The sequence below is a fragment of the Niastella vici genome (genome assembly GCF_002077945.1).
Taxonomy (GTDB): Bacteria; Bacteroidota; Bacteroidia; order Chitinophagales; family Chitinophagaceae; genus Niastella; species Niastella vici.
Genome location: NZ_LVYD01000074.1, coordinates 38,025 through 58,122, shown reverse-complemented (window position 1 = coordinate 58,122; position 20,098 = coordinate 38,025). Strand labels below are relative to the sequence as shown.

At 40.0% G+C, this 20,098-nt stretch carries 13 protein-coding genes; 5 read left to right on the top strand and 8 right to left on the bottom strand.

Features of this window, described 5'->3' with window-relative positions:
* Positions 1–122: 122 nt before the first annotated feature.
* The 6 genes from A3860_RS31655 to A3860_RS31630 all read right to left on the bottom strand — a co-directional run bounded on the left by A3860_RS31655 (position 123) and on the right by A3860_RS31630 (position 10,192).
* The gene (locus A3860_RS31655; protein WP_143774358.1) at positions 123–758 is read right to left on the bottom strand and encodes a hypothetical protein; all 636 of its coding nucleotides are present in this window, start codon (positions 756–758) and stop codon (positions 123–125) included.
* 701 nt (positions 759–1,459) lie between these two features.
* On the bottom strand, positions 1,460–2,146 hold the full coding sequence (locus A3860_RS31650; RefSeq protein ID WP_081154341.1) for a hypothetical protein: 687 nt from the start codon (positions 2,144–2,146) through the stop codon (positions 1,460–1,462).
* 51 nt (positions 2,147–2,197) lie between these two features.
* On the bottom strand, positions 2,198–3,595 hold the full coding sequence (locus A3860_RS31645) for a thioredoxin family protein (protein ID WP_081154338.1): 1,398 nt from the start codon (positions 3,593–3,595) through the stop codon (positions 2,198–2,200).
* A gap of 47 nt (positions 3,596–3,642) precedes the next feature.
* Positions 3,643–5,166 carry a RagB/SusD family nutrient uptake outer membrane protein gene (locus A3860_RS31640; RefSeq protein ID WP_081154335.1) on the bottom strand — a complete coding sequence of 508 codons (1,524 nt, stop codon included), beginning with the start codon at positions 5,164–5,166 and terminating at the stop codon, positions 3,643–3,645.
* 54 nt (positions 5,167–5,220) lie between these two features.
* Complete coding sequence (locus A3860_RS31635; RefSeq protein WP_081154333.1) at positions 5,221–8,712, bottom strand: SusC/RagA family TonB-linked outer membrane protein; 3,492 nt, start codon at positions 8,710–8,712, stop codon at positions 5,221–5,223.
* Between the two features lie 298 nt (positions 8,713–9,010).
* Positions 9,011–10,192: a FecR family protein gene (locus tag A3860_RS31630; protein ID WP_081154330.1), complete on the bottom strand. Its 1,182-nt coding sequence runs from the start codon at positions 10,190–10,192 to the stop codon at positions 9,011–9,013.
* Positions 10,193–10,407: 215 nt separating this feature from the next.
* Between A3860_RS31630 and A3860_RS31625 the strand changes: the two genes are divergently transcribed.
* From A3860_RS31625 to A3860_RS31605, 5 genes are all read left to right on the top strand, one after another.
* Positions 10,408–13,455, top strand: coding sequence for an alpha/beta hydrolase family protein (locus A3860_RS31625; protein ID WP_143774357.1), 3,048 nt, complete (start codon positions 10,408–10,410; stop codon positions 13,453–13,455).
* Between the two features lie 396 nt (positions 13,456–13,851).
* The gene (locus A3860_RS31620) at positions 13,852–16,938 is read left to right on the top strand and encodes a sensor histidine kinase (protein WP_081154324.1); all 3,087 of its coding nucleotides are present in this window, start codon (positions 13,852–13,854) and stop codon (positions 16,936–16,938) included.
* 3 nt (positions 16,939–16,941) lie between these two features.
* On the top strand, positions 16,942–17,415 hold the full coding sequence (locus A3860_RS31615; RefSeq protein WP_081154321.1) for a response regulator: 474 nt from the start codon (positions 16,942–16,944) through the stop codon (positions 17,413–17,415).
* 1 nt (position 17,416) lies between these two features.
* A complete protein-coding gene (locus A3860_RS31610) occupies positions 17,417–17,875 on the top strand; it encodes a response regulator (RefSeq protein ID WP_081154318.1) in 459 nt (152 codons plus the stop codon).
* A 3-nt stretch (positions 17,876–17,878) separates the two neighbouring features.
* Positions 17,879–18,412, top strand: coding sequence for a hypothetical protein (locus A3860_RS31605; RefSeq protein ID WP_081154315.1), 534 nt, complete (start codon positions 17,879–17,881; stop codon positions 18,410–18,412).
* Positions 18,413–18,645: 233 nt separating this feature from the next.
* On the opposite strand, the gene A3860_RS31600 is transcribed toward A3860_RS31605, so the two are convergent.
* Complete coding sequence (locus tag A3860_RS31600; RefSeq protein ID WP_081154312.1) at positions 18,646–19,248, bottom strand: RNA polymerase sigma factor; 603 nt, start codon at positions 19,246–19,248, stop codon at positions 18,646–18,648.
* Positions 19,249–19,609: 361 nt separating this feature from the next.
* Positions 19,610–20,032 carry a hypothetical protein gene (locus A3860_RS31595; RefSeq protein ID WP_081154309.1) on the bottom strand — a complete coding sequence of 141 codons (423 nt, stop codon included), beginning with the start codon at positions 20,030–20,032 and terminating at the stop codon, positions 19,610–19,612.
* Positions 20,033–20,098: the final 66 nt, after the last annotated feature.

The window sequence follows — 20,098 nt, the reverse complement described above, 5'->3', positions numbered from 1 at the left end:
TTTAGGGTCCAAATCTAGTCGTTTATCGGAATATCTTATTTCCCGGTGGAAGCTCGCCATTCATAAATATACCCTGGAAAGGGAAAGACCGTGTTGGTTCAGGTGTGGCCTCTACCCCAAACTTAGTTCATTGGATTTACAGGTAACACCCTTCCGATCCTTACTGCATCAAACCTATAGGGAGAAGGGATGTGATCTTCTACGATGTCGTCCGATGCAAGCTGCAGATAATCGTCAATATATGCCTGCACCTGCTCTTTCCCGGCAAAAAGCCCATTATCATTGATCCATGGAATCCACTTACTAAAATGATCCGGCTTAAAAAAAATCCCGTTCAGGATCAAAGAATCGCCACCGAACGAAAGTATATCGTATCCCAACCACTCGATCTCTGCAGGATCGATATCCACCGTTCCTTTGATCTCACTTATGATATCTGACCGGATCGCGATCAATTCGCTCAGATCATTTTTCCCCCGTACATATTGCAATATTTTTTTTGCTTCTTCAAGATCCCTGATCAATTCCACGAACAACAGATCGTTTGATTCCTCATGGTTCTTTTTTATTATTATATGCAGGTCCGGAGGCAATTTTTTCTTAATATAGTCTTCGTCGATATCATACAGGTGCGCTCTTTCCATTCCACGGTACTCTTTAGCCCCTACTCTGAATAATCTTTTATATGGTTCTACCGTATCCATAGTACCAGACTTCCTAAGCACCAGGAATCCATTCACCTTTTCCGACATAGGCATGATCTCTTTACCTAAAGTTAGGGAATAAAGGGAATATGGTCACTTTTTCCGACACCCGGCATATGAAAATGAGGGCTCCGATCCAGTGATTATTTATCGGTGCCATGTCGCGAACGCTGACGCGGAATCACGGATAATCAACTTCAGTCGCTAAGCCTATTATACCTGTAATTGCTCGGACCGTTACCACGGGCGCTAAATCTGGATTGCACATACAAAGATGCTAATGGGCAGAAACAAACTATAACATGTGATACCTGGACGTCAGTACTTTTAAACGACTAATCTAGAAAATGACAGAGGTAAACGCCCGAGTAAGTGCGTATGGAAGTAATCGCTAAGCATATACTTACTGCCATACCTACATTCCCAACAAGCCGGATCAAAAAATTACTTCCGCAGAATTGGCCCCAGGTGCTTGTTGAAAAGGAGCTCGTCAATGAACCATAATTATCAATATTTAACTGCAGAGCTGTTGGGCAGCCCCATAACCCTGTAGTTTTGATTATCTCGATTAAAAATAAATTTTAATCAAAAATAGCCGGCCAGTATACCTTAATACCTTTAGTTGGCCGGGTGATTACAAGAATTGCTTCGCTCTTTGGTATTTTTCTTAATTCGGTCCTTTCGTATCCCTTTGCACAACCAGAATTTATCATTTCTAAAATAGGTAATGAATCCCCAAAGATGGCAAAACCATTTTATCTATCGTTCCTTACACGAAATATCCCAAAGCTAGAAGTACCAAACATACCCTTTATTACTAGCGTAACGTTGGCAAAGCGAGGTGTTTGAAGCGCAATGCTACCGAGCAAGGTATTATCCGCAGCATTACGAACTTGAAAGACATAAGAGGTATTAGCTGCCTTTGCCGGATAAAGTTTGAAATCGGTATGTTGTAGATAAGTTAGATTACTTACTTCATTTACCATTGGTGATGTAGATAAGGTAATATTTAATGGCTGACTATTCGGACTACAATTGATAATTCGGACGCCACAGGTACTATCCGTATGATAGGGAATATTGTCCTGCAACACGATTCCTGTAACATTGTTGGGAGCTTGCCCAGCCAGGAAAACGGAATAAACGCCCCTGTTTTCCGCATAAAACTTTGGTTGTTGAAAGTAAGGATGAGCAGAATCCCCAGCAGGCCACACATAAAGATCAGATTCCCCTGCTATTATACTTAACTGCGCATAATCATAAATAAAGATAGGCAATACAATATTTCCCACTCTAAATGAAACTGAACCTACTATAGCATTAGTAACTGTTAATGAGGCAACCGGCCGAACTGGAATTGCATCTTTTTTGCAGGAGAAAAAAAAGGTTGCAAGTGTAATGAATATACATCCAGATATAATCGAATGAATAAAATTTCTCATAACAAAATATTTTTATAACCGATTTTCTAATTGAAATCATATAAAAGCAGGCTATCCATGCTTCATTTTTTCCAAAGTCGCCCTAAACATATCTGCGCTTCTATCACCTAATAGTATGGCTTTTTCTTCCCAGATCATTGCTTCTTTTTTTCTTCCCACCTTGTACAATAAATTAGCATAAGTATCCAACCAAGATCCTCTTGGAGGGCAGCAGTTAATAACTGCTTTCATCCATTTTATATACCCATTCAACATGGCTTTGTCATTTACATGTAAAAATGCACTCCAAGCAGCATTATTAATAAGATATCCTTCTTTATCTAGTTCAGGCGGATATTTTTTTAACCTAGCCAAGTAAGATTCGCAATAAGCCTGGAAGTTCCAATGACGCATGTACCATTCAATCTTTGCAGTCAAAACATTTCTTTGCGCAATATCGGTGTTAAATTTATCACGGATAGCATTGTATAAACTTGTCCAGTCTGCCTCACTGCTATCTGTTTTAAAGCTACTACCGCTCAAATACATGCCTGCCATTGGAATAATGGGATTGGTATTTTGCTCAACTAAAAATGGTACTACCATTTCATAATTAATTGTTTTGTCTACGACAGTCTTTGCATACCCCTTTTGCTGCATTACACGATCTATCTGCTTACCATTTTTTAAAAAAAACTTAAATTCCCGCGAATTGCTTTTTAAGATTTTCCCGCTCCAGAATTGGATAATGTTTTTTGAATATAGTTGTGAAGCATCCAGCTTGCTTATATACTCACTAAAGAGTTGGGTCAAGGGCCGAACCAAAGCTGTATCAAATTCCCGTGCAACCTGTATCATATAAGCCATTCGGTCATAATGTACAATTCCCTTTCTGTATTGGGCCACCAAGCGGTCATACTCCGCATAAGGATTTTCATATACCCTGCCAGGTTGAATGACAGTCTTGGCGATTGACAAAAACTCAATCGCTATTTTGTACCCCATATCTTGTTGTAATAAGGTGCCCTTGGGTGACAAAAAAATAAAAGATGGGAAACCGCCTACTTTATATTGTTTACCAATATTAGCCGCGTCCTGATACCAGCGTTTTATCTGTTCATTGTCATTCTCCGTTTTATCCATCTGCACTTTTACGCTGATAAAATATCGGTTAAAAAATTCGCCAACAGAATCATTTACAAATACATTTTTATCCATATCCTTACAAGGCCCACACCAGGTGGCATAGCAATCAAGGAAAATATATTTGTTTTCTCTTTTTGCTTTTTCTTGCACATCCTGAAAACTCAACTCGTTGGCCCATTGTATTCCTTCTATCCTGGGTAAAGTCGAAAAATTGGGAACTTTTTCTGAATTAGAACTCACAGAGACAATATCTGGAAATCTATCTTGTTCCTGTGTCTTTCCCCAGAACGGTATAAGGGCTATTAAGCATAATATTCGATTCATACTTATCCTATTCTTATAATTGTTGATTAAATTATTAATGTCCCAATTTAATAACCTTCATTTTGCACTAGGTTAGGCGCCCGTTGCAAATCAATCGTTAATGGTAAAGGATACCATTGCTGGTACGATTGCCAAGGCGCCCCATTTGCCTTAAAGGGGGTAATGCCTTTCATCACCTCATCCACTTTACCTGTTCTTTTCAAATCAAGCCAGCGATGCCCATGTTCAGTAAACAACTCAACCTGCCGTTCGTGTAAAATAGCCGCCAGTAGCCCGTCTTTATCATTCACAGTAACCGGTTTTTCCGGCGAAAATGCACGTTTGCGTATGGAATTCAGGTCCTCTTTTGCCCCCATAAGATTTCCCTGCTGCGCCCTGGCTTCAGCCCTTATCAAATACTGTTCACCTAAACGAAGCATCATAAAATACTCTTTCATATTTGCCGGTCCGGTTGTTGCTGTAATGGAAGCATCCGGCAAATTGAGTTTATATTTATATGCATAAGCCACAGTATCATTCAAAGTAGGCGTCAATTTATAAATAGTCGTATTAATCCAGTTCCCATTTTTAGCCCGTAGGTCATCCGGCTCGAAACTATTTATTAGGGTATCACTTAAAAAAACCGGGTTAAAGAAAACGCTAGGCCCGGTTTGTGGGATAATAAAGAGTTGTGCATCTACTGTATTAAAATTAATTGCTGTAGGTTGCAACTGCCAGATGGCTTCGCGGCTGTTTTTCAGGAAAACACTATTTAAAGGAAGAAGCTCAAAAAAGGATTTATTATTGATCACACTCGTTGCCTTTTCCTCTGCTTTTCCCCATGCCTTGGTGTATAAATAAACTCTTGCGAGCAAAGCCGTAGCCGCCCATTTGGTAGGCCGAGTCCTTTCTTGGGAAGTACCCAATAGAGTTTCATTTAAATAGTCGGCACTTAACTTTTCTTCAGCCTGTTGCAGATCGGCAATGATCTGCTCATATACCTTTTCCCGTGAAGATCTGGCCAACTTTGTATTTATTTCGGGGTCGGTTGTTATAGGGAGGGGCACATCCCCAAAAAGGTTTACCAGGTAAAAATAATTGAGGGCGCGAAAAAACTGAGCCTCACCTAACAATTGCTGTTTTACCGCAGGTGTAAGGTGTTCACTACCGTATAATCCCTCAATAGCGGCATTGCATTTAAAAATGAAACTATAGAGAAATGGCCAATTTTCTGCTCCTGAAAAGGGCTTGTTAACTATTTGTGATAACTGATTTCTGTAATGGCCCAACTTCGTATAATCAGAAGTTACTCCATTGTATAAAGTTAACTCATCTGCATCCAAACCGGCTAAAACGTTAATACTTCCTGCCCCTTGAAATGTGAAGTTATTAGCTGTTGAGTATATACCGTTGAGCACTGAAATAGCCGTAGCATCTGATGAATATACAGTCACATCTGTTACGGAATCAGATGGAGGGTCCGATTCTACCAATTTTTTACAACCCATCATTAAACAGGTTGAAAAAAGCACAATCATCCAAGCCGTAATAAAGACAAGTCCTTCATTTTTCGAATTTATAGTAAGTAGCATAATAACAGGGATTTATTCAAAATGCTTACAAAAAATAGATGTTCAATAAAGGCATTACAATTCAATAGTAGCTCCTGCCGTTATTAATTGTAAAGGCGGCAAACCGGTTGCTCCCGATTCGGGATCAATGCCCTTATAACGTGTGATTACTCCTAAGTTTTGGGCGCGTAGATAGATTAATAAATTCTGTATATGCAATTTCCGCAACAAAGGATCAGGTAATTGCCATGACATTGATAGGTTTTTTAACCGTACGTAAGAAGCATCAAGTGTATACCAGGCATCACTGGCCGTGACAGAATTTGCAAGAATGCCGGTTGTAAAACCGGGAACCATAGCATCATCTCCGGGTTTCCGCCACCGGTTTAATACGGCTACCGGTTGATTGCCAGTTCCGTTACCAAATCTCCCGGGAGTTGTTACTCCGTTAGACCATTCAAAATCGCGGGTGCTCCGTTTGCGCACAACCTGAACTATAACCTCGAGTTGAAATTTTTTAAACGTAAAACTATTAACCAAACCGCCATACCAATTTGAAATAGCAGCAATAAAAATATTTCGATTAGGAATATCAATATTTGGATTGCCATTGGCATCCAACCCCAAATAATTGCCATTGGCTGGATTGATACCAGCATAATGATATACTTTTTTAACACCCAGTGGCTGACCTACGACAACGCCTTGTGTACCATCGGCATAGCTGGTGAATTCTATACCAGGAAATTTGATCAGTCTATTTCGTGGGATCGTAAGGTTGGCGCTGGTTACCCAGTTAAAATTCCTGGACCTTATATTAATTGTGTTTAAAGTAAATTCCCAACTGGTATTTTGAACAGTAGCTGGCAAATTTTTCACGATCGTTTGAAAGCCTGAATAAGACGGAATATTATAATCAATTAACTGATTGGAAGACCGATTCCTGGCATAGGTTATACCAATCAATATCCTGTCATGGAATACACCCAAGTCTACCCCACTTTGCCATTTCGCGGTGCGCTCCCATTGAAGGTACGGGTTGGGAATATTCCTGGCTTCAAGACTGATCCGGTTTTGATATAAAACAGTAGGATTATTTATACCGTAAATGCTTAAATAACTAAAATCGGGAATTTGATCATTTCCGGTGATTCCATAACTGGAACGCAATTTGGCAAAACTCAAGAAATTCAATTGTTTGCGGAGCCATTCTTCCTCACTTAAAATCCATCCCATTCCTAAACTGCCAAAGTTGTTAAACTTATTTTTATCACCAAATTTATTACTACCGTCACGACGAACGGTAAGGTTTAATAAGTATTTATCCTTCAAATTATAACTCAGCCGACCAAATAGGGCGTTGTAACGACTGATACCGGTTATAGATGAAACAATCGTATTAGAACGGGCAGCACTCATAGTCTTCATCAATATGTCTGCATCAAAACCAGTACTCAATATACCTAAAAAAGTAAAACTAGTCTTCTGAATGGTACTCCCCAACAGGGCATCGATTTTTCCCTTACCTATGTGGCCATTATACTGTAACATCGGCTCTGCGATCCAGGAACTCATATTTCTGTTGCCCATAGCGGTCGATCTTTGCGCAGTTGGCCTTACCTCTGGCGCAAAAGATTCCAATCTTTGTAACTGGTATATTAGGGATTGTAAGTTGGTATACCCTATGCTTGAGCGAAATTCGAGTCCATTTAGCAATCTATAACTTAGAATGAGATTGCTGACCAGATTTTTAGATACATTGCTGAATTCTGCAGATACGGTAGCAGCCAATGGATTAGTCCAAGTACTTTTACCGGAAGCGTCCGGCGCCCAGTTCAGCGTTCCATCTTGATTGTACAAAGCAGGGGCATTAGGTTCAAGTAACAAAGCCTTTTGCGTAAGATCAATCCCAGGCATTCGATTTTGGTCATACCGATAATTGCCTGATAATTGTATTTTTAACCGTTGATTAGCTGTTCCGCTTGTAAGATTAAAATTCATACTTCCAGCTTTATCATCAAAGTCACCAGGAAACACTGTGGTTTGTCTGTTATACGTAGCCCCCACAAGATATTGTACAGCTGTTGTACCACCGGAAATAGTAGCGTTTACATTGGTATACTTTGCTGTCCTTCCTATCAGTTCCTTTTGCCAGTCAGTAAAGCGTGTTGTATCCCAAACTTTCAAATCATTGGCTGTAAACGTAGGAGCTGTCCAAATGATTCCGTCATTGCGGTACGCTTCATAACGCATATCGAGGTACTGTCGGGTATTGAGCATGTCTACTTTTCGCATTACCTTTCCCCAACCTTGTTGTAGGTTCAGGTTTAATTTATTACGGCCTGCCTTTCCTTTCTTGGTAGTGATCAAAATGGCCCCGTTGGCAGCCCGGCTCCCATAAATAGCTGTAGCATCTGCATCCTTTAAGACATCAATAGATTCAATATCGGCCGGATTGATATAATTTAGTGGACTACCGCCTTGAAGAGCAGCTTCAAGAAGGCCGGCCCCCACCAGTTGAGTTGGATAGGGCACACCATCTACCACAACCAATGGATCCAATCCACTTTTAATACTGTTAATCCCCTGAATTCTTACACGTACACCACCACCATTCAAACCAGTTAACTGGGTTACCTCAATACCAGTCACTCTTCCCTGTAAGGCCAGCAAGGGATTTTGTACTGGCTGTTTTTCAATATCAGCCGCTTTTAATGTAGCGATATTACCTGTGGTAAAACGACGGGAAGTTTTACCATATGCAATGATAACAGCCTCGTCTAATTCCGTCTGTTTCTGACTGAGAGCAATCGTAAAAAACGTCTTTCCCTTTATGTGAAACGTCTGTGGGTCATGATCCACATATGAAATCTCCAATATCGCCTCTGGATCAATGTTAGATAAAGAAAATCTTCCCAAATTATCAGTAGTTGTTCCTACATTACTTCCCTTCACTTTTACATTGGCCCCAACCAATGGATTTCCTTGCGGATCAGTCACCTTTCCATTAACAGTAACCGGGTCACCCGTTTCAGGCTTGAAAGAAACTTCTACAATTTGCTCCTTCTTGCGAACCGATATGGCATTATTAACTATCTTATAAGTAAATGGCTGGCTCGCAAAACACATGTCCAACACCTGTATTATGGAAGCTTTAACCACTACAATATCAACCGGTTTGGATTTTTTTAATAAGCCATCTTCGTAGAAAAAAGAATAGCCTGTTTGCTTTTGTATTTCAGCAAAAACTTTTTCAAGCGAGGCGTTTTTAAGCGTTAATGTGAGGGTTTGCGACACTCCCCTGGCACTTAGTTGTAAGCAGGCAGCTAAAAGAATGATGGCAGTCAGTTTCATAACCATCGCTATTTTTTTGGTTAGCACCTGATGGGGTTTCATTGCTGCGAAAACGGCCAACCGGTGACAATAAGCAGTTATTTCCATAACTTTGGAGTAGTTTGGGTTTAACAATAAAGCAGTTTCTAAGCAGAGAAATTTGTTGATAGCCCGCCCGGATAAATTTCCGTTCGGGCGAGGGTTAACCCAAATGTCCGCCGTTCCAGGTCGCATCTGGAACGGTTTTTATTTTAGTTAACCGCCTAAAGTTTAATGGTCCACCGGATAAGTAATTATGTAGCTTGTAGATGTGCGTGATGGTTGTTACAGGAGTTGGCTTAATGGCAGGAAAAGGCGAATTCTTTTAGGAATATCTTTGGTAAGAAATGAAAGCCCTCTCTTCTTCACAAGGGCTTTCTAAGCCAACGCATTTGTGAAGTAAATGCCTTGTTTAAGGGTTCTTCATAAGTGCAACCTCTGCTCCCCAGTCCCCTAAAGGGGGAGCAACGCAATATTATTTTAGAGCCTATTATTAAGGCAAAACCATTATTTTCTTTCCCTCTATTTTAAAATGAACGCCTGCAAATTCAATCACACTCAACACCTCCGAGGCATTCAACCGGCGGGAGATCTCCCCGCTAAACGACTTTTCTGGCACATTTTTATCATATTCAATCTGAACATCGTACCACCGGGCTAAATTACGCATCACTGCTTTCAGATCGGCATGCACGAATTTAAACTTGCCATCTTTCCATGCCACCGCTTCGGCTACATCTGGATCTGTTTTTACCTTCAGGCCGCCACTTGTTAACAGTGACTGTTCGCCTGGTTGTAAAGTCACCGCTTGCTGCTGTTCATTTTCCACCCTCACCTTACCCTGCAGCAATGTTGTCTTCACCGCTGCCTCCTCTTCATATGCCATTATATTAAAGTGGGTCCCTAGCACCTGCACTTTCATTGCATTATTTACAACCACTTGAAAGGGAAGATCCTTATGCACTACTTCAAAATAGGCTTCGCCGGTTAATTGTACCACCCGTTCTTTGCCTGAAAACTCCACAGGGAACTTCAGGGAACTGGCTGCATTTAACCAAACCTTACTGCCATCTGGTAAAGTGAGTTGGTACTGCCCACCCCGGGGCGTACTGATGGTATTATAACGGGCGGCGCCTTCGGTTGCAGCTAACCCTTGGGCTTTATATTCTAATTGCCCGTCTTCTTTTTTGTTGATTGTTGTTTTGCCTTCCTCGGCAATTACGCCATTACTTTTATTATCTAATACTATAGTTGAGCCATCTGCCAGCGTTAGCACAGCCTTATTACCGCCAGGTGCAAGATCCTGGAATGTTTTCTTTGTAACTGTTTTTGTAACAGCAACGGGGTTGTTTTTTCGGCTATTGATAGCGAACATCCACACCATAGATACCACAGCTATTATCGCTGCTGCTGCCAGAATATATTTAAACCAGTATGTTTTACCCTGATACAATTCTACAACAGCCGGTTCATTTGTATGATGTTGCCGCTTAAAAGCGTACATCTCACGCACTGCCAGTTGCACCCCATTTTCACTGGTCAACTCATTGAACACCCGCCGGTTCTCGTCTGATTCATTCACCCAATCTATCAGGGTATTGCGTTCATTGTCAGTTAATTCACCCTGATTGTGTCTTTTGATCAATTTAGCTATATCATCTTCCCTATCGGTCATGAGTTGTTAATTTGTTATGTGTTGTTATAAGTAAAACCCGGAGTATTCACCAATCTAACCGAAAAATAAAAAAAATAATATAAGATTATCTAAGGTTACTTAATTCAAATCAACGGGTTTCTATCAAATCAAAAAATAAAATAGGTTAATTTTTTTGGAAAAAAAGAAGCCGGTAATTACCATCAAATACAAACCTTTAATTACAAATCAAATCAATGAGAAGTTTAGTCTCCTACCTCTTTCTGTTTGTGTGCACACTATCTATGTATGCTCAAACAAATATACAACCCATCAGCAAATCCCTGCCTACAACTCAAAGCAACCGATGGGATATCAATAAATACATGTGGACTTATGCCCATAACAATGTAAGTCAAAACAATAAAAACCTAATAGACTTTAAAATAATTGATTCCTGGCAACAAATGAGTCCCTATTTAGCAGTTAGTAATAATGGACGCTATTTTGCGTATGGCATTGAATGTGTTGCAGGAAGTCCCATGGGGCAAAAAAAACTTGACAGCCTCATTATACAAGCCACGAATGGCACCAAGTGGCGATACGCTTTTGTGAACTGGCAACCCGGCTTTTTTGCCGCCAATAACAATCAATATATTATGCAACGTAAAGATTCCCTGTGTCTCTTACAGTTAGGCACTAATAAATTTAAAACTATAATCAATGTCAAATCTCATATAGTAACCGGTCAACTGAATCAATGGATGGCCTATCAAACAGCCATAGACAATATGGTTGTATTGGTTAACCTGTTAACAGGAAAAACCAGGCAATTTCAGGACGTAAAATTGTATACTTTTGACAAAGCAAAAAAATGGCTTGTTTGCGAGACTTATGATTCTTCCAAACAATTGATCATATATAACTTGCAAACTGACAGAGAACAAAGATTTCTTGGTGTGAAATCTTATTTTTTTTCTCCCGGTGGTGACAAGCTCATTATAAATACCGGAACTGAGTTACAATATAATAATTTCACCGATCAAACTAGTAAAAATATTTACACCTTCCACGACCCTTCGGATGTAGTATCAAATCTCCAATTTGATCTAGCAGAAAAACAGGTGATCTTTATAGTAAATGAAATTTCAAATGGCAATATGTCAAAGTACATCTGGCACTACAAAGAGGGTAATTCGAAAGCTAGTATTAAAATTAATCAACAAAAAACCAGCCTGATACCAGGTACAACAATAGTTTCAGCTAGTTTTTCAGACAATGGCCTATATCTCAATCTCATACTCCAGCAACAACCGTTGATACTTCAACAACCAGCGCCAGACGCCGTTAATTTGGAAGTATGGGATCATAAAGACCTGCAACTACAGACGGCGCAGGAAAATGTATTAAAACAAAACAAAACTGTTAATGCCATTATTGACATAGAAGATGGTCAGGTAAAATGGCAAGGAAGTGAAGGTGAACAATTGTCACTGTTGCAAGGGGATTATGCCATTATTAAAAGAAACAATCTCCGAAATGTAGGTGATCGTTTCTGGGAAAACAGCAATGGAGATAACACAGGTACTACATGGCTGATTACATTAAAAGATGGAAAGCAGGTATTATTACCAGTTTATTTTAATTTTTATTGGTTTTCACCGGATGGCAATTACCTTATTTATTTTGATCCCAAACAAGAATATAATTATTTTAGTTATGAACTGAGCACCGGAAAAACCACCAATATTTCCGCTGGTATACCGGCAAAACTAAATGGACTACTTTTTAGGCTTTTACTTACAGATAAAGAAGACGAACGACCTTATGGGCCGGCTGCCTGGCTTGAAAACGATAAAGGACTGCTAGTGTATGACAACCGCGACATCTGGCAACTGGACATTACCGGGCAAAAAAAAGCGATCAATTTAACCAATGGCTATGGTCTTAAAAATGACATCATACTCAGAGTTTTCAATAGTGAAAGGAATGGTAATCCAGTTCCTGTTATAAATAGAAACAAATCTTTGTTATTGTTAGCATATCATGCCAATAATAAAACATATGGTCTCTACCGAACAAAAACGGGCTCGGCCAGCGAACCAAAATTACAATCAATGGGTGCATGGTTTATGAATATGAATGGATTCCGACAATTAAGTATACCTAATAACGGCCAGCCACCTGTAAAATCGTTGCAGGGTGACATCTGGATCGTACAACGGCAATCTATTACTGATGCCCCTAATTATTATGCAACGAAGGATTTTAAAATATTCAAAAAACTTACCAATTTGCAACCCCATCAGGGATACCGGTGGATATCACAAGAGCTGCATACGTTTCCTCATTTGAATGGGCAAACCGGTCATGGCATTCTATACAAACCGTCTGATTTTAATCCTTCAAAAAAATATCCAGTGCTGATCGTTTTTTATGGAGGTTTTTCAAATAACATGCATCTTTTTCCAATTCCAAACTATAATGTTTGTGCTATAACGCCGGGCACCTCCCCTGTCTGGTTTATAAACAATGATTATTTAGTTTTTACCCCTGACATGTATACCACGCCTTATAAAATTGGCCCTGAAGCTTACAATGTGATTGAAGGTGCAGCCAACTATCTAAAAAGTTTGCCGTATGTAGATGCCAGTGGATTGGGCTGCGCTTCCCATAGCTGGTCTGCCAAACTAGGCGCCTATATTTTTACCCATTCCAAATCTTTTGGTGCCATGGCCATTAGTGAAGGTTTTTTGTATGCCAACATTATCAACGTAGCCCTGTCTATTGGTGAAACAGGTAATAGCAAACTAGATGAGGTTGAGAATGGATTTCTCTTTGGCAATCTATGGAAAAATAAGGAAGAATGGCTGGAACAAACCACCGTACTTAATGTTAATAAGGCCAGTAGCCCCCTATTACTATTTTGCAACAAGAAAAGCTCTCAAGAATATCAGGACCAAACACAACAGCTTTTTACCGCCTTATGGCGGCTGGAAAAAAAAGTCTGGTGGCTTAAATACGACAAAGGAGGGCATGTCTTATATGACCAGGATGAGCAAAAAGATTATACCGTTCGCTATACCCAGTTTTTTGATCATTACTTAAAAAAGGCTCCCGCCCCGAGGTGGATGACGCAGGGCATTCCTGCCACTTTAAAAGGCATTGAAGCCAGGTATGAATTAGACCCCGAAGGCAGTTGCGGTAATGATTGTAAAATTTGTCAACAATGGAATGCGCAATACAAAAGAAATCCTGCAATGTTTCAGCTGCCGATTAGTGAATGGAGCCTGGACAATAAATGAATAAAACAAGTTCGCACTCTATCTTCCTTGGACCAGCAAAGAATCTGCTGGTCCAAGGAAGTACAATAAAGTTCTTGAATTATTTTATTATCCACTTCGTTCTTCTCTCTCCTACCCCAGCATAAAAGTCCCCCGATTCTGATACAAAGAAATACTACACCTCTTTAGCGGTTAGATTTCCCCTTTTTACGGGTTATATATTTAACTACGGCTTACTGTGATCCATCTTAATCTATTTGTACCTCATGATTACCTGATTTGTGCTCGAAACCCCGGTACTGTTTCCTGCATAGACTTTACGATTGCTTAAAAAAAGTTGGGATCATTGAAATCTTATCGACGATGTTTTTACACACCGGCAGGTACTTTATTTAATTGTAAGTAATCAGAAAAGTCATGCTCAATTTTTTGAAAAAAATATTCACCGAAATACTGCTTAATGACAGCTTCACAAAATATATTGTAGCCTTTCAGATCCCTACAGTTCTCTGCTTATGTTTTCAAAGCATTCAGGCTTATAAAATTGGGCTTCCTGAATTTAAGCGCATATCCATAGCCTGGCTGGCGAACATCCTTTACCTGACAGTAAACATCCTTTTCGTTTCTCCCCAAAGCAATAATTATTTTCTCTTTGTATTTGTTACAGTTCTTGACCTGTACAATATGTACCTGTTCCTTACGGCTACCTTACCGGCAGTATTAATTAATCTCTCAAAATCAGAGAAACCGTTCATTGATCTAAAATGGTTAAAGCGGTTCCCCTTCTCTGTGAAATTGATCAAGCGGTTGGCAACCCCAAAACAGATCATCTTCGCATTCATTATAGCTGGTATTGCACGCTGTATACCAGGCTCAGGGCACATAATTCCCAACATTCACCTAAGATACCTCCCGGCTGCCACCTTAAACTTTTTATCCCTTGCTGTATTAGCCATCTATTTCAAAAATGTAGCAGCTAATAAGTACCAGGGAACAGCGTTGATGACTGCAACTTTGTTTTACGGTGCCATTCAATTCCTTGGGATCGCCCAAAGAGATATGCTGACTGCTGAAAATAAAATATACCTCGACAATATTGGCTTTGCGTTTGGCCTCCTTGCTAAAATTGCCATTCTTATTTTCTTAGGCCTTTTTATTGTTAGTGGCATTCAAAGGATTGAACGGGACGAAAAGGATAAACTTTTGCAAAAAATGACCTTTGCAGCCAAGATCCTAAAGATCAAAGACACTTATATTTCTTCAAAGACCATCATTGAAGAAGAAGGTGACATCCTGAGGTCTGTGCTTAAGGAATGCCTGAAACTATTAAATGAACGGCTTGGTTACTATGCCGAATACAATGAGAAAAGCGATGAATTAACAGTTGTATATACTTCTCCCTTATATATAAATCTAAGAAAATTTAAATTCCCTGCCACGCAGGGTTTAACCGGCCTGGCTGTTAAAACAAAAGAGCCGCAGTTGGTTAACAGCAAGATTGAAAGGTCGTCCTACACCAGTTTTGGAAATATGGGACTTAATTCTAAAATAGATAAAGGGGTAAAATCGGCACTGGCCATCCCGGTCATCTTAGCTGACCATGTGGCTGGCGTATTCTTCGTAGAAAGCAAGAAAGAGAATTATTTTACTGAAATAGATGAAAATATCCTAAAGGCCCTGGTTTCCCAGGCCGAAATTGCCATTACTAATATCAGGCTTGTTAAAGAGCTGGAACTGGGGAAAATAGCGCTGGAATCATTACAGGAAATCGACCTCAATATAACCACACAAGGCAATGAGCTTGACCTATCCGACATTCTCGATTTTATAATAAAAAGATCCCTTAAAATGACAAGGGGCGAATCTGCCAACATCTGCCTTATTAACAACAATGACCAATTGGATGTTATCGTATCAACAAAACCGGAAAACATAGGCAGAACGGTAGACATTCACGATAGCCTGGTTGGTAAGGCATACATTAATAAAGAATGCGTGTACATGGCAAACCTTCACCAGGCAGACGAGGAAACTAAAAAACTGTTCAAGCCCTACCTCGATAAAGAAACCGTCTCTGAATTAGCGGTTCCCCTTATTGTTCAGAATACTGCCATTGGTGTTTTAAACCTGGAAAGCAGAATGGTTGATTGCTTTGCAAATGATATAGAAAATATAAAACGCTTTGGGGGACAGACAGCCATTGCTATACATATTTTCCGCCTGCTGCAAGACGTACGGCGGGCAAGAATGCATTTACAGGAACTGATCACTATTGAAGCCGATACCATCAATATGCACAAGGGCCTATCAGCCACCCTTGACAATATCCTTGAAGCCACAAAAAGATTGAACAAACAATACGCTGAAATTCTGCTTTTTAACAAGGACGGTCAGCTATTCGTAGAAAAAAGCACAACGGAAAAAGATCAAAATCAGCTCATCTCCCGCGACTCTATCTGCGGTTTGGCCATCGAACAAAGAAAAACCGTATACCTGCCTTTTATCGACAAAGACGATACCCTCAACGAGCCAATTGAGCCTTCTGTTTATCTATCTACCACTTCAGCCGAACGGCTAAAATATAACCGGCTCGGCAGAAAGGACACCAGGAGCGAATTGTGCATTCCATTAGTTGCAAAAAACAAAGTGATCGGTGTCTTTAACGTGGAAAGCACTAAATATAGAGATTTTCCAAAAGAAGAACGCTTTGTACTGGAAAACCTTGCGCTTGCTGCCTCTATAGCTATAGATAATACCAGGATGCTTGACGAAATAACCGTAAAGAACCAGGCGCTTGAAAAGAAGATCGACTATGACCGCATAGAGATCACCAAGGAGTTTGCCCGGCTGGTAAATCATCGTATTGGCAACTCAATAGGAACCATTCGGGTAACCCTTGAAGATTTCATGGACGGAGAATATGGAGACTTTAGCGAAGAAGCCAGAGCTGAGTTTTTGAAAATGCTACGTGCCGCTGAAACAGCCTTAGGCTCCGGATCCGAGATCCGTGCCAAGATCCCTTTAATGTTTGACACGCCAACTTCAGCAATCAGCTTTGCCCAACTGCAGCAAAACATTGAACAGGAAAGACAATTCAAAATATATTCCGACATTTCGATCGACATAAAGGGATTGAAAACTTTACCTCCTGTGCACGCCCACGCCCCGATCATTGACGAGATCGTTTTCGAACTCATCAATAACGCTATAAAAGCAATGAATGAACATGGCACTGTTATCATTCGCGGTTTTTTTGATGACACCTATGTCTCTATCTCGGTTACAGATAGCGGATGCGGCATTCAGCCTGATAATTCAGAAAAAATATTCAACCCCCTTTATTCTTTCTGGAAAAATGGACAAACAGGCGGCGGGTTTGGGCTTTTCGAGATCAGGCAACTTATTATTATCTATGGCGGTGACCTCAAAGTGGTCTCAAGCCCAAGCAGCGGTTCTACATTCACTTTAACATTACCCATCAAACGGCATAATACAAATTTGTAAATTATGGAAAACAATTTAACAAAAGTAAACACTCATGAAAACAAAAAGAAAGGCAAGGTCCTGGTTATTGAAGACAATCCTGACTGGATAGACTACCTTAAAAAACATCTAGAAAAAGCAGGTTTTTTTGTTTTAACTGCTTCTAATTTAACCATGGCCAAACAAATGATCACAAGCGACCGGTTTCATTTTATAACAATAGATATGCAGTTGGTAAAAGACACTGAGCGAAATAAATTCGAGGGGTGGGACATACTCGCAATAGTAAAATATTTGAACCTGGAAGATACCACTACACCCTGCATGGTAGTCACCGCACATCCCGAAGATTACATTGAACTGTCGCCGGTAAAGCAACTAAAAAGTATGTTTTTTATGTCTAAAAAGGCATTTGACAAGCGACAATTTGTAGAAACAATTGAGCGGGTAATCGCCACAAAAAACATCCAATTCAAAGACGATCAAAGAGGAGATTAATATGCCCCAAAAAATAACGATCTTAGTCATAGAAGATGATAAGGACTGGCTTGAAATACTTTGCAAGATACTCCACAAGCATCTTACAGTTAAAATTGAAGACTACAAATCATTTAGCGCAGCCGAGGAAAGGATCTGGCAGAAATCCGAAGATATAGATCTACTGGTAACGGACATCTTTCCCAGCAACGTTAGCAGGGAAAAGGTTGGAGAAAACCTCGCAAAATTCGTTGGGGATGCCAACATACCTGTCATCATTATTACTGGTGATTCAGAATATCCCCTGACTGCCTGGAAAGAGTTAAATGACCCCAAAATATTTCTAAAACATAATTTCAGCAAGGTAGCTTTCATAAATACGGTAAAGAGTATTTTAGGCAATAAATTGAAGCATTCCATGGATCACAATTCAACAGACCAGCCAAACAATCTTCAAAACGATAACGATTTTATTGGTTAGCTTATGAGTACAGACAAAACAGAATCGGCCATCACCCTTCATGGAAAAATAGTTGAGACAGGTCTATTGATTGGCTTGTGGGTTTCGGCATTCATCATGTTTATCACCCTCGGCATAGGATTATATAAAATAATTCATGGGCTGGTTGTAGAATTCATGCCATTGGAAACAAAAAAAGTTCTGATCAATGAATTGCTGGAAGGACTGGAGCTTATATTCGTTTCCCCACTGGCGTATTTGCTTGTATTATCATTGCTAAAATACAACAGTGCTGTAAAACCCCGTCTCAATCCTGACCTTAAAACAAAGTCGAAATACATTGGCAATGCCAAACTGGAAATAACAACAGTAAAATCTCTTAGCGTATCTCTCTTTATTTCCATTATCATCTTGCATACCATGGAAGATATTTTCACTGGCAAACTAACTTTAACCCTGATTACAATAATTGGCTTCCTTTTAGCCATTTTGATTTGTTGGTACTATTTATTAGACCGCCTTTCCGACGAGCTGGAAAAGAAAATTATTGAATTATAGCGCAATTACGGCCATGTAAAGGCACACTTCCTCATTAATAACAAGCATCCCCACTTGACCACCATCAACTTTTCAGCCTAAAATCCAATAAAAATATCGATCACATACCCCGTGACTACTTATGCCTTTTTCCTGGCTCCTTACGAGACACCACTCAACCATTATAAGACATTCCTTACTCATAATGTCGTATTGGTAATTCCTTATGGTTCGTACGTAACTAGCCTTTACCTCTAACAATTCCACACCTGCCTTATTATAAAAAGACCGCCTATCAAAGGCAGCAACTTTTTATCGAACAACACATTCCGCAATTGTTTCAGCGCTTTTAATTTGTTATTGTATACCGCGGCCGGGGTCATGCGAAGCAATCGGGCTATCTCCTGGGAATCGAGCCCGTCTATATAGAATAGCTTGAAGACTTTTTTTCGCACCGGGGGCAGCTCTTCAATTTCACGGTACACTTCCATCAAAAATTCACTGCGAACCATTTGGGCCAGCACATAATCATCTTTCTCATCGCTGAGAATACCCAACTCCTGTTCCGATGCCCGGTGCCGTTTTGAGGCATCCAAAAATTTTAAACATTTATTTCTAACAGTAATAAAAACGAATGCTTTGATATTCGGCATGGTCACAAAATCGGTATGGCGTCGCAACAAAATTTCCAGCGTTACCACGGCAATGTCTTCAGCCTCGGCCCTATTTTGCGTAAGGCGATACGCAAAATAGAACAGATGGGTGAAATACATGTCGTAGATCGTCTGAAGCGCTTTTTTATCCCCTTCATTGAATCGCTTAACCAACAACTCATCAGAAGTTTGCCCTGCTTTCAATATGTCAATGATTTATTTAAACAAAACAATTATTTTGTTTAAACATGCTACTAATGCTTAGCGTCCATGTATACACATGACTACAATATTGTTACAATCAGTTTCTTAATGAATAGATAAGGTGATTAGCACGGAGCATCGTTTAAAAGGAAAAACGGTTTGGCAGGATAGGTACCAGCAAGTTGGGAAAATTAATGTTGACCGCAAAGAGGTATTGATTAAATTGATATTGATCAAGCCATTCGTACGACTCAAAATTATGACGAGGGTCAGCTTTCGGTTTCTAAAACATTTACAATCCTGACCGCATATAAAAATGGCAGCCCCGTCAGGAACTGCCATTTTCAGGATCTTTATAATGTTATCTGCGTAGTGATGCCTCCACAATACTTATATATTCATCCATATCAATACCCAGGTCGCCAAAATAGCCTGCCACTGCCGCCACTTCTTCCTGGTTGATCTCGCCATCGCTTCCGATAAGGTTATTCGACACCAGTACCAGGAACTTTTTTTGTTCCCTGTTTAGCTTGTTGAGGTCGCTGATCATGGTTTCATAACCGGTTTCCTCCATATAGGAAATCGATGCTTCGGCCCGTACACCTAATTGGTTACTGTATTTACTCAGCAAGGCCGTCTCTGAACGCGAGCCTTCATCATCACCATAAGCGATCAGGGCCAACAGGTTGATCACTGACATCCGTTGATTTTGGGTAAGGTCGCTGAAAAGTCCGGCTGATGATTGTGGTTGGGGTTCTTCTTTTTTCTTGAATAAATTGAACATAGGGGTTTTTGTTTAACGTGTGATAAAAACGCACCCCTTTTCTCATTATTGTTGCAAACGGGAAAA